We start from the raw sequence: 16,205 nt of genomic DNA, 5'->3' as shown, positions 1-16,205 counted from the left end.
CGGGTGACAATATCCGCCGCTGCATGAAGCTCACCCCCATGCTCGAGCAGTACCTGCGCGCCAAGGCGGAGGTCGGGGAGGCGCTGCTCATGTTCCGGCTCGGCGACTTCTACGAGTTGTTCTTCGAGGACGCGGAGACGGCGGCGCGGGTGCTGGACATCACGCTGACCACGCGCAGCAAGAAGGACGAGGTGCCGATCCCGATGTGCGGCGTGCCGCACCATGCGGCGCAGGCCTACGTGGCGCGCCTGCTCGCCGCCGGCTTCAAGGTCGCGCTCTGCGACCAGTTGGAGGACGCCAGCCTGGCCAAGGGCATCGTGTCGCGCGGGGTGGTGCGCGTCGTCACGCCCGGCACGGTGACCGAGGAGGAATACCTCGATCCCAAGCAGCCGAACTACCTGGCGGCGGTGGCGCGCGACGGCGACGCGGTGGCGCTGCTGGCGGCCGACCTGTCGACCGGCGAGACGCGGCAGGCGGTGCTCGCCGACCTCGCCGACCTGGCCGACTGGCTCGGCCGGCTGGCGCCGCGCGAGCTGCTGATCGCGGCCGACGACGACGCCCTGGCCGCGGCGCTGCGCGCCGCCTGTCCGGCGGCGATGCTGACGCCGCTGCCGGCGGCGCGCTTCGACGCCGCCGCCGGCGCGGCCTGGCTCGCCGCCCATGGCGCGGAGGCGCCGCCGCGCGTCGCCGCGGCGCTCGGCGCGCTGCTCGCCTACCTCGCCGCCACCCACCGCGCCAGCGTCGACCACCTGCGGGCGCCGGAGGCCGACGCCGCGCAGGCGGTGCTGCGCATCGACGAGGCGAGCCGGCGCAACCTCGAGCTGCTGGCGACGACGCGCGGCGAGCGCCGCGGCTCGCTGCTCAGCGTCCTCGACGAGACGCAGACGCCGATGGGCGGTCGCCTGCTGCGCCAGTGGCTGCTGGCGCCGCTCACCGACATCGCCGCCATCGGCGCCCGGCTCGACGCCGTCGAGACCTTGGTCCGCGAGCCCGGCCGGCGCCAGGGCCTGGCGGCGCTGCTCGGCGGGATCGGCGACCTCGAGCGCCTCACCGCCCGTCTGGCGGCGGCGCGCGTCACGCCGCGCGACCTGCTCGGCCTGGCGGCGGCGCTGGCGCGCATCGGCGAGCTGCGCGCCCAGCTCGCCGACGTCGCCGCGGCGGCGCTGCGCGACGTCGCGGCGGCGCTCGACCCGCTGCCGGCGCTGCGCGAGCGCATCGCCGCGACGATCAGCGACGACGTGCCGCTGAAGCCGCGGCCGGGCCAGTTGGTGCGCGCCGGCTGCCACGCCGAGGTCGACGAGCTGCGCGAGCTGGCGCTGCACGGCAAGCGCTTCTTCGTCGAGTACGAGACGCGCGAGCGCCAGCGCACCGGCATCAGCTCGCTCAAGGTCCGCTACAACCAGGTCTTCGGCTACTACCTCGAGGTCACCAAGCCGAACCTGCACCTGGTGCCGGAGGACTACCGGCGCAAGCAGACCATCGCCACCGGCGAGCGCTTCGTCACCCCGGCGCTGGCGGAGCACGAGGCCAAGGTGCTGGGCGCCGAGGAGCGGCTGGGCGCGCTCGAGGCGCAGCTCTTCGCCGAGTTGGTGGGCGCGGCGGCGGCGCACCACGCGGCGCTGTCGCGCAGCGCGGCGGCGCTGGCGCGCCTCGACGTGTTCGCGGCCCTGGCGCTGGTCGCCGAGCGGCGGCGCTACGCCCGACCCCGCCTGCGCCGCGACCGCTGCCTCGCCATCGTCGAGGGTCGCCATCCGGTGGTCGAGGCGGTGGCCGGGCGCGAGGGCTTCGTCGCCAACGACTGCCGCCTCGATCCCGACGAGCGCCAGATCCTGATCATCACCGGCCCCAACATGGCGGGGAAGTCGACCTACCTGCGGCAGGTGGCGTTGATCACGCTGCTCGCCCAGATGGGGAGCTTCGTGCCGGCGGCGAGCGCCGAGATCGGCGTCGTCGACCGCCTCTTCACCCGCGTCGGCGCCTCCGACAACCTCGCCGGCGGCGAGTCGACCTTCATGGTCGAGATGAAGGAGACCGCCGCCATCTTGAACGAGCTGACGCCGCGCAGCCTGGCGGTGCTGGACGAGATCGGCCGCGGCACCAGCACCTTCGACGGCATCTCGATCGCCTGGGCGGTCGCCGAGCACCTGCACGAGGCGGGCGAGCGGCCGCTGGTGCTGTTCGCCACCCACTACCACGAGCTCACCGACCTGGCGCGCAGCCGGCCGCGGGTGCGCAACGCCTCGGTGGCGGTGCGCGAGTGGAAGGGCGAGGTGGTCTTCCTGCGCCGCATCGTCGACGGCCCGGCGAGCCAGAGCTACGGCATCCAGGTGGCCAGGCTGGCCGGCGTGCCGGCGCCGATCATCGAGCGCGCCGGGCAGATCCTGCACAACCTGGAGCGCAACGAGCTGACCGCCAACGGCCAGCCGCGGCTCGCCCTCGACGGCGCTCCGGCCGCCGGCGGCCAGCTCGGCCTGTTCGCGCCGCCCGACGACCGCCTGCGCGACGAGCTGGCGGCCATCGACGTCGACCGCCTGGCGCCCGTCGAAGCGCTGAACCGCCTGCACGAGCTGGTCACCCGCGCCCGCCGCTCCGGCTGATGTCAGAGGCCACCGATGGCCATCGGTTCCAGGGGTGCCCGATCTTGCGCCCCGCGGGTCGACGTGCGGAGTATTGACCCGCCATGAACGCCGTCCCCGTGCTCGAGGCGATCCCGCCGTTGCGGCTTGGCGACGCCTGGGGCCGCGGCGGCAAGGAGTTCCTGGCGGCGGCGCGCGAGGTCCTCTTCGCCCGCCATCTCGCCGGCGCCAGCGGCGAGGCGATCGTGCGCGAGTGGACCGGCGTCATCGACCACCTGGTGCGCAGCCTCTACGAGGCGGCGCGCGCCAGCTACGCCGAACGCTTCACGGTCCTCGACCAGCGGGTGGCGCTGGTGGCGCAGGGCGGCTACGGGCGCGGCGAGCTCAATCCCTGCTCGGACATCGACCTGCTGTTCGTCTACCCGCAGCGCGCCGACGCGTTCGTCGAGACCGTCACCGAGAAGGTGCTGTACGCGCTCTGGGACACCGGCCTCACGGTCGGTCAGGCGGTGCGCAGCGTGCGCGACTGCGTCAAGCTCGGCGGCCAGGACCTGAAGGTGAAGACGGCGCTCCTCGACACCCGCCTGCTCGCCGGCGACGGGGCCCTCTACGAGCAGGTGGCGCGCACCCTCGAGCGCGATCTGCTCAAGCGCAATTCCGGCCGCTTCTTTCGCGACAAGGTGGCGGAGAGCGCCGAGCGCCACCGTCGCTACGGCGACTCGGTCTACCTGGTCGAGCCGCAGGTGAAGGAGGGCGAGGGCGGCCTGCGCGACCTGCACACGGCGATGTGGCTCGCCAAGGTCAAGTACGTGATCCAGGACCTCGCCGATCTGGTCGCCAAGGGCGTGCTCACCGAGAGCGAGTACGACGAGGTGCGCGCCGCCCGCGACTTCCTCTGGCGGGTGCGCAACGCCCTCCACTTCCTCTCCGGCCAGCACCAGGACCAGTTGACCTTCGAGTTCCAGGAACGCATCGCCGCCGACCTCGGCTATCGCGACACGCCGGCGCTGCGCGCCGTCGAGCAGTTCATGCGCCACTACTACCTGCAGGCGCGCGCCGTGCACCGCTTCTGCGACAACATCATCTCGCGCTGCATCGCCACGCCGGCGCCGTACCGGCTGCTCGGCGCGCTGGCGGCCCGCCAACTGCGACCCGGGGTCCGCGTCACCAATTCCGAGCTGATCGTCGGCGATCCGGCGCTGTTCCGCGATCAGCCGGCGCTGCTGCTCCGCGTCTTCGCCGACTCGCAGCGCCACGGCGTGCCGCTCAGCGCCGCCAGCCGGCGCACGGTGCGCGCGCACGCCCACCTCATCGACGACCGGGTGCGCAGCGACCCGGCCGCGGTGCAGGCCTTCCTCGACATCCTGCAGTGGACGCACGGCGTCGCCGAGACCCTGCAGGAGATGCACGACCTCGACGTGCTCGACGCCTTCCTGCCCGAGCTCGCGCACCTGCGCTGCCTGGCGCAGTACGACCGCTACCACATCTACACCGCCGACGAGCACACGCTGCGCGCCGTCGCCCGGCTCGAGGCGCTGCTGCACGGCGCCTTCAAGGCGCAGGCGCCGCTGCTGACGCAGGTGATGCGCGAGATCGACGGCATCGAGGTGCTGTACCTGGCGATGCTGTACCACGACATCGGCAAGGGGCTCGGCGGCGACCACTCGAACAAGGGCGCGGTGATGGCGCGCGCCGCCGCGGCGCGCCTGGGCCTCAACGCCGACGACACCGCTCAGCTCGAGCTGCTGGTGCGCCACCACCTGCTGATGCACCACCTCGCCACCCGCCGCGACATCCACGACCCCAAGCTGGTGCTCGACTTCGTGCGCACCGTCGGCACCCTGCCGACCCTGCAGAAGCTGTTCGTCCTCACCTTCGCCGACCTCGGCGCGACCAACCCCAAGCTGTGGAACAGTTGGCAGGACCTGCTGCTCGGCGAGCTCTACGCCCTGGCGGTGGACGCGCTGGAGCGCGGCGACACGGTCGGGCAGGCGCAGGTGGAGCGCGCCAACCGCATCCGCGCCCGCGTCGGCGCGGCGCTCGCCGGTCGCGCCGACGAGACGCTGCAGCGGTTCCTCGCCGATCTCCCCGACCGCTACTTCCTCAGCACCCCCGAGGACGACATCGAGCAGCAGTTCGAGCTGGTGCGCCGCTTCGCCGAGGAGCCGCTGGTGACCAGCGTCGCGCACTTTCCCGAGCGCGAGTTCAGCGAGTTCACGGTCGTCACCCGCGACCAACCCGGCCTGTTCGCCCGCCTCACCGGCGTGCTGCGCGCCTACGGCATGAACATCGCGGCGGCGCGCATCGCCACCGGCGGCAGCGGCATGGCGCTCGACGTCTTCCGCGTCACCCATCTCGAGGGCGCGGCCATCGCCACCGACGGCGAGCGCTGGGACCGCATCCAGAGCGCCGTCGGCAAGGTGCTGACCGGCGAGCTCGACGTCGAGCAGATGGTGGCCAGGGCGGCAAGGCCGTCGGTGCTGGCGGAGAAGGTGGTGCCGCGCTTCCCGACGACGGTCGAGATCGACAACGCGGTGTCCGAGGACTACACGGTCATCGACGTCTTCACCGTTGATCGCGTCGGCGTCCTGTTCGCGATCGCCAACGCCCTCTACCACCTCGGGCTGTCGATCCACCTGGCGAAGATCACCACCACCGTCGATCGCGTCTTCGACGTCTTCTACGTGACCGACGGGGAGGGCCGGAAGATCGAGGATCCCGGCACCCTGGCGCTCATCCAGGGCACGGTGCTCGAGGAGCTGAAGCCGCTGGTGGCGGCGCCCTTGGCGGCCACCGGCTGAGCGCGGGCGGGGAGGGGCGGCGGTGGACGCGGCGGTGGATCGGTACCTGAGCTGGCTGGCGGCCGAGCGGCGGCTCTCGCCCCACACCCTGGCGGGCTACGGACGCGACTGCGCCGCGCTGGTCCAGTTCCTCGAGCGCGCCGGCGTGCGCACCCCGGCGGCGGTGCTGCCGGGGCACCTGGTCGCCTTCCTCGAGGCCGAGCAGCGGCGCGGCCTCGCCGCGCGCAGCCGGGCGCGTGCGCTCGCCGCGCTGCGCGGCCTCTTCGCCTTTCTCGTCCGCGACGGCGTGCTCGCCGTCGATCCGAGCCGCGAGCTGCGCCGGCCGCGGCTCGGGCGGCCGCTGCCCCAGGCGCTCGCCCAGGTGAGCGTGGCCGAGCTGCTCGGCGCCGCCGCCGCCGACCCGCTGCTGCAGCGCGACCTGGCGATGATCGAGCTCATGTACGCCGCCGGCCTGCGGGTGTCGGAGACGGTCGGCCTCACGGTGGCCCAGGTCAAGCTGGAGGCCGGCTACCTGACGGTGAGCGGCAAGGGGCGCAAGGAACGGGCGGTGCCGATCGGCACGCTGGCGCGCGAGCGGCTGCTCGTCTACCTGCGCGACGTCCGGCCGCAACTCCTCGGCCGCCGCCTCAGCCCCTACCTGTTCGTCACCCGCGCCGGCACGCCGATGGCCCGGGAGTCGTTCTGGCGCCGCCTGCGCCGGCGCGCCCTGCAGGTCGGCCTGCGCGAGCACGTGAGCCCGCACACCCTGCGCCACGCCTTCGCCACCCACCTGGTCGAGGGCGGCGCCGACCTGCGCGCGGTGCAGCTCATGCTCGGCCACGCCGACATCGGCACGACCGAGATCTACACCCACGTGGCGCGCGAGCGCCTGCGCGAGGTGCACAAGAAGTTCCATCCCCGGGGCTGACCTCCATCCCGATCAACGCGGCGCCGTCTCGCCAGGCCCGCGCCCGCGCGCTCGACGGGCAGGGGGTGGCGGGAGCGGCGCGGGGAGGGGGCGCCCTCCCTGTGGTTCGCGTGGGGTTTCTGATAACCCCAGGGCGTGGCCACGCCGATCCTCGCAATCATCCTCGTCGCGCCGCCGCTCTTGCTGTCCATCATCCTGCACGAGATCGCGCATGGCTGGGTGGCGTATCGCCTGGGCGACGACACGGCGGTCCGCGCCGGCCGCCTGACGCTGAACCCGATTCCCCACATCGACCCCTTCGGCAGCGTCATCCTGCCGCTGCTGCTGGCGGTCACCGGGCTGCCGATCTTCGGCTGGGCGAAGCCGGTGCCGGTCCACTTCGGCCGCCTGCGCCGTCCCAAGCGCGACATGGTTTTCGTCGCCCTCGCCGGGCCGGCGACCAATCTCGCGCTCGCCGTCATCTGCGTCTGGCTGGCGCACCAGCTCCTCCTGCACGACCTGCGGGCCGCCGCCCAGGTGCCGATCGTCGGCATGCAGATCAACGTCGCGCTGGCCGTGTTCAACATGCTGCCCATCCTGCCGCTCGACGGTGGCCGCGTCCTCTTCGGCCTGCTGCCGCTGCCGGTGGCGCGGGCGTTCGGGCGGCTCGAACCCTACGGCATGCTGATCGTCGTCGGGCTCCTCTACACCGGCGTGGTCGGCTCGCTGATCGGGCCGGTGACGCGACTGCTGGTCCACGTGCTGGTGAGGGGATGATGGCAGGCCGACGGCGGATCGTCAGCGGCTGCCGGCCGACCGGCCGGCTGCATCTCGGGCACCTGCGCGGCGCGCTGGTCAACTGGCTGCGCCTGCAGGACGAGGGGGAGTGCTTCTTCTTCGTCGCCGACTGGCACGCGCTCACCACCGGCTGGCAGGATCCGAGCGGCGTCCGCGACAGCACCCGTGAGATGGTGCTCGACTGGCTCGCCGCCGGCCTCGACCCCGAGCGCGTCGTGCTGTTCGTGCAGTCGGCCGTCAAGGAGCACGCCGAGCTGCACCTCCTGCTGTCGATGATCGTGCCGACGCCCTGGCTGCTGCGTAACCCGACCATCAAGGAGCAGGCGCGCGAGCTGGGGCTGCTCGACAGCGGCGACGACGAGACGGCGATGAGCCATCTCAACTACGGCATGCTCGGCTACCCGGTGCTGCAGTCGGCCGACATCCTCATCTACCGCGCCACCGGCGTGCCGGTCGGCGTCGACCAGGTGCCGCACCTCGAGATGACCCGCGAAGTGGCGCGCCGCTTCAATCATCTCTACGGCAAGGTGCTGGTCGAGCCGGAAGCGCTGCTGACGGAGTCGCCGAAGATCCCCGGCACCGACGGCCGCAAGATGAGCAAGAGCTACCACAACGCCGTCTTCCTCTCCGAGCCGCCGGACGACATCGCGCGCAAGCTCGAGCGCATGGCGACCGACCCGCGCCGCGTCCGCCGCACCGATCCCGGCGATCCCAACGACTGCCCGGCCTACAACCTGCACCGCATCTACTGCACGCCGCAGGAGCTGGCGGTGGTGAACGAGGGCTGCCGCAGCGCCGGCATCGGCTGCCTCGACTGCAAGCGCCTCATGATCAAGCACGTGCTGGCCGAGATCGCCCCCATCTGCGCCCGCCGCGGCGAGCTCGAGCGCACCCCGGAGATCGTCGGCGACGTGCTCGCCAGCGGCAACGCCAGGGCCCGGCGCGCCGCCGCCGAGACCATGGGCGCCGTGCGCGAGGCGATGAAGATCTGAGCGGCGGGGAGAGCGGCCCGTCGGCGCCGCGCGTGCAATCTCGGACCATTTCGGGCTAGGAAGACGGCATCCATGAGCGGGGAGCAGGACCAGGCGGGCGGCGTCCAACTGCCGTTGCGGCTGCCCTATCGGGTGCGGCTCGAGCTGTTCGAGGGGCCGCTCGATCTGCTGCTGCACCTGATCAAGCGCAACGAGGTCGACGTGCGCGAGCTGCCGGTGGCGCGGATCACCGAGCAGTACCTCGGCTACCTCGACCTGATGCGCGACCTCAACCTCGACATCGCCGGCGAGTACCTGGTCATGGCGGCGACGCTGACGCTGATCAAGTCGCGCCTGCTGCTGCCGTCGGCCGAGCCGGAGGAGGGCGAGGAGGCCGACCCGCGCGCCGACCTGGTCCGCCAACTGCTCGAGTACCAGCGCTTCCGCGAGGCGGCCGAGGCGCTGGCCGAGCGGCCGCTGCTGCGCCGCGACACGTTCGCGCGCGAGCCCAGCAGCGAGGGCCTGCCGCCGGAGCCCGAGGGCGTGCCGCGGATCCGTGTCACCCTGTGGGAGCTCATGGAGGCGTTCCGCGCCGTGCTCAAGCGGGCGGCGCCGGACCCGGTGCATCAGGTCGAAGGCGAGGCCATCTCGCTGCGGTCGCGCATCGACGGCCTGCTGGCGACCCTCGGCGTCGCCCGCCGGGTCGCCTTCGACAGCCTGTTCGGGGAGCGCCCGACGCGCGGCTACGTGATCGTCACCTTCCTGGCCGTGCTCGAGCTGATGAAGCAACACGTGGTCGAGGCGCTGCAAGAGGAGGTGCTCGGGCCGATCGTCATCACCCTCGCGGTGGACGACGTCTCGACGGTGGCGATCGACCTGCTGGAGGAGTACGACGGGAGCGCGGCGGCGCAGCCCGATCCGGGGCTCGCGGCCGAGGAGTGAGCGCGGAGCCGGCGATGGGAGAGGAGGATGTGGTGGAGGCTGTGACGGACGAGGTGGTGGGCGGCGGCGCGCTGCCGCCGGAGGTGGCGAGCGGCGCCGAGGCGCTGGCCGAACGGCTCGACGGCATCGTCGAGAGCCTGCTCTTCGCGGCGGGCTCGCCGTTGGCGCTCAAGCGCATGGTCGACGTGCTGCAGGGGCCGACGGCGAAGGAGGTCCGGGCGTCGGTCGAGCGCCTGATGGCGACCTACAATCAGCCAGGGCGCGGCATCACGCTGCAGGCAGTGGCCGGCGGCTTCCAGTTGCGCAGCGCGCCGGCCAACGCCGACTGGGTGCGCTCGCTGCTGCGCGAGCGGCCGGCGCGGCTCGGCCGCGCGGCGCTCGAGACGCTGGCGGTGGTCGCCTACAAGCAGCCGGCGACGCGGGCCGAGATCGAGGCGGTGCGCGGCGTCGACTGCGACAGCGCCATCACCACCCTGCTGGCGCGGCGGTTGATCAAGATCGCCGGCCGCAAGGAGGCCGTCGGCCGGCCGCTGATGTACGGGACGACGCCCGAGTTCCTCGAGGTCTTCGGCCTCAACGACCTCGCACAACTGCCGGCGCTGAAGGAAATCGGTCCGGTGCAGGAGCCGGAAGATGAAACGGTCATCGACGACGCCGACGAGTGGCGAGCGACTGCAGAAGATTCTCAGCCAGGCGGGGGTGAGCTCGCGGCGAGCGGCGGAAGCGCTGATCCGCTCGGGGCGGGTGACGGTGAACGGGCGGACGACGACGGAGCTGGGGACGCGGGCGAATCCGTGGACGGATCGGATCGCGGTTGACGGCAAGCCGCTGCGGCCGTCGGCGCCGCCCATCTATCTGCTGCTGAACAAACCGGTCGGCGTCGTCACCACGCTCGACGACCCGGAGGGCCGGCCGACCGTGCGCGACCTGCTGAAGGGCGTGCGGGCGCGCGTCTTTCCGGTCGGCCGCCTCGACTACCACTCGGCCGGCCTGCTGCTGCTCACCAACGACGGCGAGCTGGCGCTGCGCCTCACCCACCCGCGCTATGGAATCCGCAAGACCTACCAGGTGAAGGTGAAGGGCGATCCGCAACCGAGCCAGCTCGCCACGCTGGCGGGCGGCGTGCGCCTCGCCGACGGCACCACCAATCCGGCCGAGGTCCGCATCCTGCGCCAGCGCGCGCACAAGACATGGCTCTCGATCACGCTCGCCGAGGGCAAGAACCGCCAGGTGCGGCGCATGTGCGAGGCGGTCGGCCTGCCGGTCGAGAAGCTGGTGCGCGTCGCCTTCGGCGGCCTGCGGCTCGGCGCGCTGCCGCCCGGCCACTGGCGCCACCTCGATCCGGGTGAGGTCGAGCAGCTCCGCCGGCCGGCGCCGCCGCCGCGTCCGGCGCGTCCGCCGCGCGGCCGCCAGCGCCCGCCCGTCCGCCGCGACGACGCCGGGGATGCCAGCGCGCCAGCGCGGCCGCCAACTCGGGGGGCCCACGGTCGCTGGCAGCAGGGCGGCCAGCCGCCGCGCCGCGCGCCGCGCCCGCCGCCGCCATGCGCGGCGAGGATCGCGGGGCCGCCGCGCCGTCCCGCCAGCCCCGGCGTGCGGGCCCATCCGTGCCGCCCGGGCGTGACGACGAGCACCCGCGTGGCGCCGGCGGCCCGCGCCGCGGCGCACGGCGTCGCCGCGCGCCGGCGCGGGCGGCCGCAGCCGCGCCGCGCCGCTAGGCAGGCGCGAGCGGGACGCTGGCCCGGCGGCGGCGTCCGCCGCCGAAGCCGGCGCGACCGCGCCCGTCAGAAGGCGGCCGCCTGCAGCGCCATCCAGCCGCCGAGGGTGATGGTGACGACGCCGACCGCGGCCTCCAGGCGGCCGGCGGTCGCCTCGAGCAGGCGCGGCGAGAGCGCGAAGGGCAGGGTGAGCACCAGCGAGAAGGCGGTCATGCCGAGGATCGAGCCGATCGCGAAGCAGAGGACGTAGACGACCGCGAGGGCGCCGGAGCCGAGCATCTGCATCGACAGCACCACCAGCGCCCCCGAGCCGGCGAGGCCATGGATGCCGCCGACGGCGAGCGCGCGCGGCAGCAGCCCGAACGGGTGCCGGTGCGCGTGCGCCGCGGGCGCGTGCTGTGGCGTCGCGTCGTGGGCGTGGATGTGCAGGTGGCGGACGCCGTCGCCGTGCGCATGGACGTGGAGGTGCACGCGCCGCCGGCGCAGGCGGCGCAGCACGTCGGCGCCGAGCGCGATCAGCATGCCGCCGGCGGCCATCTCGAAGCCGCGCGCCACGCGTTCCGGCAGGGCGGTGCCGAGGGCGACGAGCGTGCCGCCGAGCAGCATCAGCGCCAGGGCGTGTCCGCTGCCCCAGACCGCCGCCACCGCCAGCCGCTCGCGCCACGACGCGGCGCGGCTGGCGAGCGACGTCACCGCCGCGATGTGGTCGGCCTCCAGCGCGTGCCGCAAGCCGACCAGCAGGCCGAGGAAGAGGACGGTCAGCACGGTGGTCGCCCGCGCGCGGCGGAGGTCTCTGCGATCGGCACGCGCGGACTCTGCCCGCTGTGTCGGTGGTGTCAATCGCCCCCGTTGACTTCACCACCCCCTGCGGCTAACTCTGCGATTCCCCTGACGCGGGGTGGAGCAGTCCGGTAGCTCGTCGGGCTCATAACCCGAAGGTCGGAGGTTCAAATCCTCCCCCCGCAACCAATCGACGGCCCGCGGCTCCCGAGGAGTCGCGGGCCGTCGTCGTTCGAGCGCCGCAGGCGCGGCGGATGCCCCGCGCGGCGCGCTCAGTCGCGCAGGCGGGCGAGCAGGGAGGTGGCGTCGCCGGCGTAGGCGTCGGGACCGAGACGGCAGGCGAAGACGCGCAGCCGCTCGACGCAGGCGCGCCACAGATGGGCGAGCTCGGCCGGGCGGGGCGCGCGGCTGCGATCGGGGAGGGCGAAGACCTCCGAGATGCGGGGCCCGCTGTGGGCGGCGAAGAGGACCTCGGCCAGACGGTCGGCGGCCTCGCCGGTGGACAGGCGCTGCAGCGCGATGCCGCGCGCGGTCGGATCGACGCGCGGCAGCAGCAGGACGCCGGCCGGCGCCTGGCCCACCAGGTCGATGCCGAGCAGGTGCGCGAGCTGCGGCGGCGAGCAGGAGAGCGGCCGGTCCGCGGGCGCGGCGACCGGCGGGCGCGCCGCGGCCTCCGCCACGGTGAGCGCGAAGCGATGGCGGTAGGCGTCGCCGCGCGCCGCGTCGTCGGCGAAGCGGGCGCCGACGGTGTCGGGCCGCAGATTGACGATCGTCGGCATGCCGTGGGCGACCGTTCCCTCGTCCGCCAGCGCCAGGACGGTGCGATCGTTGCTGAGCAGGCGCGCGCCCGGCGCGCGCAACAGGTGCAGCAGCAGGCTCGACTTGCCGGCGCGCTTCGGGCCGGCGATGAGGATCGCCGAGCCGCCGGCGACGCCGGCGGCGGCGTGCAGCACCAGGCTGTCGCGCGACCAGGCGGCGGACATCGCCAGCTCGCGCACCAGCTTCATCAGCGCGGTGCGGCGCTTCTCGTGGCGGCGCGCCGCCACCACCGCGATCCGCCGCCGATCCGCGCTCGCCACGTAGGCGAGCTGCGCGTCGTCGTGGCGGACCACCGACCGCTCGGCGTCGTGGCGCGCCGGCAGGCAGATCGGGCCGGTGTCCTGGACCAGGCAGAGCGCCGGCGGCGCCGCGTCGTCGACCACCGCGCGGAGCCGCGCCAGCCGCGCGGCGTCGTCCTCGACCGCCACGACGCAGTCGGCGGGCGCCGCATCATCGCGCCCGAAGGCGGGCGACAGGAACTCCGTGAGCCACGCCAGCTCGTCCGCGTCGGCGCCCTCGACGCGCGTGCACAGTCCCCGGTAGGTGAGCTGGATGGTTGGCATCGGGCGGCGACGGTCGCCGCACCCTAGCCCGGATCCTTCATGAATGCGCTACCACGGCGAGCGCCGATCGCACGCCATTCGGCCGTGCTCGCTCAGCCCTCCGTCGGCATGCGGCCTGCGTCGATGAGACAGAAAACTCCTCACCACGGAGGCACGGAGACACGGAGGGCTCGGTGCCATGGCGAAGGCGCGGGGCCTCTTCTCACTCCATTTCCAATGAACGTTGGGATGAACGCTGGGCGGGCTTCGAGATCAGTACTCTCCGTGTCTCCGTGCCTCCGTGGTGAAAGGCTCTTGTCGCATCAAGGCCAGCCCCGGGGCTAGCTGCGCGTTGCCGTGGCGCGCCCAACCCTCGACGCCGGCGTCGCCGACGCGCCTTCCTCGGGAGCCGGAGTGGGCTGGCGGTTGCGCGGCGTCGCGCCTGCGCCTGGGCCTGTGACGACGGCCGACCTCTGCTAGGTGTCGAGCGGATGCAAACGCTGCAGCGGGTGATCGACGCCTGGTTCGAACGCGACCGCGACGCGCAGCCGGCTCCGTACGCGGCGCGGACCCGCGACGGCTGGCGCCTCGCCCTCTACCGCTATCAGCCGGCTCAGCGCGCGCACGCGACGCCGGTGGTGCTCTGCCACGGGATGTCGTCCAACCGCTGGGACATGGACGGGCCGGGCCGCCTGTCGCTGGCGCGCTACCTGCGGCGGCAGGGGTACGATGTCTGGGTGATCGAGCTGCGCGGGGCCGGGCGGTCGACCCGCCCCACCTGGTTCAACGGCAAGCGGTACACGTGGAGCTTCGAGGACTACGTCCAGCACGACGCCCCCGCGGCGCTGCGCGTCGTGCTGCGCGAGACCGGAGCGCGGCAGGTGCACTGGGTCGGGCACTCGATGGGCGGCATGATCGCCTACGCGCTGCTGATGAGCCCGATCCACGGCAAGATCGCCAGCGCCGTCACGCTCGGGTCGCCGACCATGAGCGCCGTCGGCCATCCGGTGCTCGACTTCGGCCTGCCGTACCGCGGCCTGCTGCGCTACGTGCCGACCCGCCTGCCGCTCGGCCTCGCCGCGCGGCTCGGCGCGCCGTTCGCGCGGCCGCTGTCGCGTCTGCTGGAGCGGAGCATCGCCGATCTCGGCTTCCATCCCGGCAATGCCGATGCCGAGCTGTTGCGCGTCCTGATGCTGACCGCGATCGACGACGTGCCGGCATCGCTGCTGCGCGAGTTCGCGCGCTGGTACGACACGCGGGCGATGAGCGATCGCTACCAGATGTTCGATTTCACCGAGCACCTCGAGCGCGTCACCACGCCGGTGCTGATCATCGCCGGCAGCCACGACGAGCTGACGCCGGTGCGCGATCTCGAGGCGGTGCATCGCCGCATCGCCTCGCCGGACAAGGCGTTCCGCGTCGTCGGTCGCGCCCACGGCGACGCCCACGACTACAGTCACGCCGACCTGATCCTCGGTCTGCACGCGCCGGACGACGTCTACCCGATCGTCGGCGCCTGGCTGGACCGCCATCGCCAGCGCCTGCCGAGCCGACGCCGCGGCCGGCTGCGCGCGGTCGCGAGCCGGCGGTGAGCGCCGCGCGGTCGCGCGCCGGCGCGCCCCACGCGGTGCCGTCGCTCGGTCTGCGCGAACGCGCCGCGATCCTCGCCCAGCTCGCCCGCGCCGCCTTCGCCTGGCAGCGGCACGACACCCGCTACCCCAGCCCGGTGGTCGGTGATCCGCGCTTCATGGACGCGCGCAGCGCCGCGGCGCTGCTGCGCGACGGGGACGTCGTCGCCTGCTCCGGGCTCGGCGGCAACCAGCGCGCCTCGATCCTCTACTGGGCGATCCGCGAGTCGTTCGAGGAGACCGGCCATCCTGCCGGCCTGACGGTCATCAACCTCGGCGGGCACGGGGGCCGCGGGCGCGCGCCCGGCACGCTCGAGGAGCTCGGCCGCGACGGCCTGTGCACGCGCCTGATTTCGGGACACCTGGAGACGTTCCACGCCATGCTCGAGCTGGCGGCGCGCGGGCGCTGCGCGCTGCAGTGCATCCCGCAGGGGACGCTGGCGCTGTTGCTCGAGGGGCTCGGCCGCGGCGAGCGCTCGCTGGTGAGCGAGACCGGCATCGGCACCTTCATCGATCCGCGGGTCGGTCCGGGGTCGCCGGTCGCCGGCACCAGCGACGAGCAGCTCGTGCACGTCGTCGGCGGCAAGCTGCGCTACGAGGTGCCGCCGGTGGACGTGGCGATCTTCAACGCGCCGGCCGCCGATCGCGCCGGCAACATCTACGTGCGCCACTGCGCGATGATCGGCGAGACGGCCGAGATCGCCCGCGCCGCGCGCCGCAACGGCGGCCGCGTGCTGGCGGTGGTCGGCCGCCTGGTGCCGCACGACGCGGCGCAGGTCTACCTGCCGGCGGAGATGGTGGACGCGATCGTCGTCCACCCCGACGCCGAACAGACGGCGGCGGTGTTCCATCGCGACCCGTGGCTGGCGGTGACGACCGACGCCGGCGGCGCGATCGGCCCCGCCCTGGCGCGGGTGCGGTTCATCAACCGCCTGGTCGGCATCACCGCCCGGCGCACGGCGGTCGACGCCGCGGTGGCGCGCCTGGCGGCGGCGGTGCTCTGCGCGGTCGGCCGGCGCGGCGCCTACGTCAACATCGGCACCGGGATGCCGGAGGAGATCCCGGCGGCGGTGTACGAGGCCGGCGGCCTCGAGCGCGTCACCTTCCTCGTCGAGAGCGGGCCGGTCGGCGGCGTGCCGGCGTCGGGCATCTACTTCGGCGCCGCGATCGCGCCGCGCCAGATCCTGTCGTCGGCCGAGATGTTCCGCCTGTGCTACCAGCGGCTCGACGTCACCTGTCTCGGCGCCCTGCAGGTCGACCGCCATGGCAACGTCAACGTCTCGCAGCGCGGCGAGGGCCCGCGCCACTTCGTCGGGCCGGGCGGCTTCATCGATCTCAGCACCGCGGCCGCGACGGTGCTGTTCGTCTGCCACTGGGCGCAGCGCGGCACGCTGGCGATCGAGAACGGGCGGCTGCGCGTCGTCGCCCGCGGCGCGCCGAAGTTCGTCGACGCGGTCGAGCAGATCACCTTCAACGGCCGCCGCGCCCTGGCGGCGGGGAAACGGGTATTCTGGGCGACCCCGGTCGGCCTGCTGCAACTCGCGCCGCGCGGAGTGGAGGTGGTCGCCGTCATGCCCGGCATCGACCCGCGGCGCGACGTCGTCGAAGCGAGCGGCGGCGTGGTCCGCCTGCCGGCGTCGGAGGTGCGCACGCTGCCGGCGGTGCTGCTCGGCGGCGCCGGGTTCGACCTGCGCGACGGCGGCCCGCTGCGCGGCTGGCTCTGAGACGGCGGCTTGCATCGTCCACC

Annotated in this window: 10 protein-coding genes, 1 tRNA gene and 2 pseudogenes; 11 read left to right on the top strand and 2 right to left on the bottom strand. The window is 73.7% G+C overall.

Annotated features, from left to right (window positions below):
- The first annotated feature begins 23 nt into the window (after window positions 1-23).
- The 8 genes and pseudogenes from mutS to KF840_21335 all read left to right on the top strand — a co-directional run bounded on the left by mutS (window position 24) and on the right by KF840_21335 (window position 10,327).
- A complete protein-coding gene (gene mutS, locus KF840_21370) occupies window positions 24-2,597 on the top strand; it encodes a DNA mismatch repair protein MutS (protein ID MBX3027454.1) in 2,574 nt (857 codons plus the stop codon).
- An 83-nt stretch (window positions 2,598-2,680) separates the two neighbouring features.
- On the top strand, window positions 2,681-5,377 hold the full coding sequence (gene glnD, locus KF840_21365) for a [protein-PII] uridylyltransferase (protein MBX3027453.1): 2,697 nt from the start codon (window positions 2,681-2,683) through the stop codon (window positions 5,375-5,377).
- A gap of 22 nt (window positions 5,378-5,399) precedes the next feature.
- On the top strand, window positions 5,400-6,284 hold the full coding sequence (locus tag KF840_21360; protein ID MBX3027452.1) for a tyrosine recombinase: 885 nt from the start codon (window positions 5,400-5,402) through the stop codon (window positions 6,282-6,284).
- 135 nt (window positions 6,285-6,419) lie between these two features.
- Window positions 6,420-7,040: a site-2 protease family protein gene (locus KF840_21355; protein MBX3027451.1), complete on the top strand. Its 621-nt coding sequence runs from the start codon at window positions 6,420-6,422 to the stop codon at window positions 7,038-7,040.
- On the top strand, window positions 7,040-8,053 hold the full coding sequence (trpS, locus tag KF840_21350; protein ID MBX3027450.1) for a tryptophan--tRNA ligase: 1,014 nt from the start codon (window positions 7,040-7,042) through the stop codon (window positions 8,051-8,053). The genes KF840_21355 and trpS overlap by 1 nt, the downstream gene beginning before the upstream one ends.
- Before the next feature lie 72 nt (window positions 8,054-8,125).
- Window positions 8,126-8,974, top strand: coding sequence for a segregation/condensation protein A (locus tag KF840_21345; GenBank protein ID MBX3027449.1), 849 nt, complete (start codon window positions 8,126-8,128; stop codon window positions 8,972-8,974).
- A 14-nt stretch (window positions 8,975-8,988) separates the two neighbouring features.
- Window positions 8,989-9,585 (top strand): annotated as a pseudogene (gene scpB / locus KF840_21340) (SMC-Scp complex subunit ScpB).
- A 22-nt stretch (window positions 9,586-9,607) separates the two neighbouring features.
- Window positions 9,608-10,327, top strand: a pseudogene (locus KF840_21335) (rRNA pseudouridine synthase).
- 428 nt (window positions 10,328-10,755) lie between these two features.
- Here KF840_21335 and KF840_21330 read toward each other — a convergent pair.
- Window positions 10,756-11,454 (bottom strand): urease accessory protein, encoded by a 699-nt coding sequence (locus KF840_21330; protein MBX3027448.1) that lies wholly within the window; start codon window positions 11,452-11,454, stop codon window positions 10,756-10,758.
- Window positions 11,455-11,581: 127 nt separating this feature from the next.
- Between KF840_21330 and KF840_21325 the strand changes: the two genes are divergently transcribed.
- Window positions 11,582-11,658: transfer RNA gene (locus tag KF840_21325), tRNA-Met, on the top strand.
- Window positions 11,659-11,741: 83 nt separating this feature from the next.
- On the opposite strand, the gene KF840_21320 is transcribed toward KF840_21325, so the two are convergent.
- Window positions 11,742-12,851 carry a hypothetical protein gene (locus KF840_21320; GenBank protein MBX3027447.1) on the bottom strand — a complete coding sequence of 370 codons (1,110 nt, stop codon included), beginning with the start codon at window positions 12,849-12,851 and terminating at the stop codon, window positions 11,742-11,744.
- Window positions 12,852-13,321: 470 nt separating this feature from the next.
- Between KF840_21320 and KF840_21315 the strand changes: the two genes are divergently transcribed.
- Window positions 13,322-14,422, top strand: a complete 1,101-nt coding sequence (locus tag KF840_21315) for an alpha/beta fold hydrolase (GenBank protein ID MBX3027446.1) — start codon at window positions 13,322-13,324, stop codon at window positions 14,420-14,422.
- Window positions 14,419-16,182: a malonate decarboxylase subunit alpha gene (locus KF840_21310; GenBank protein MBX3027445.1), complete on the top strand. Its 1,764-nt coding sequence runs from the start codon at window positions 14,419-14,421 to the stop codon at window positions 16,180-16,182. Before KF840_21315 ends, KF840_21310 begins: the two co-directional genes overlap by 4 nt.
- Window positions 16,183-16,205: the final 23 nt, after the last annotated feature.

The sequence above is a fragment of the bacterium genome, from assembly GCA_019637795.1.
In the GTDB taxonomy this organism is placed as follows: Bacteria; Desulfobacterota; Binatia; order HRBIN30; family CADEER01; genus JAHBUY01.
The sequence above is the reverse complement of the archived record's forward strand: the minus strand, read 5'-3'. Positions and strand labels throughout refer to the sequence as shown.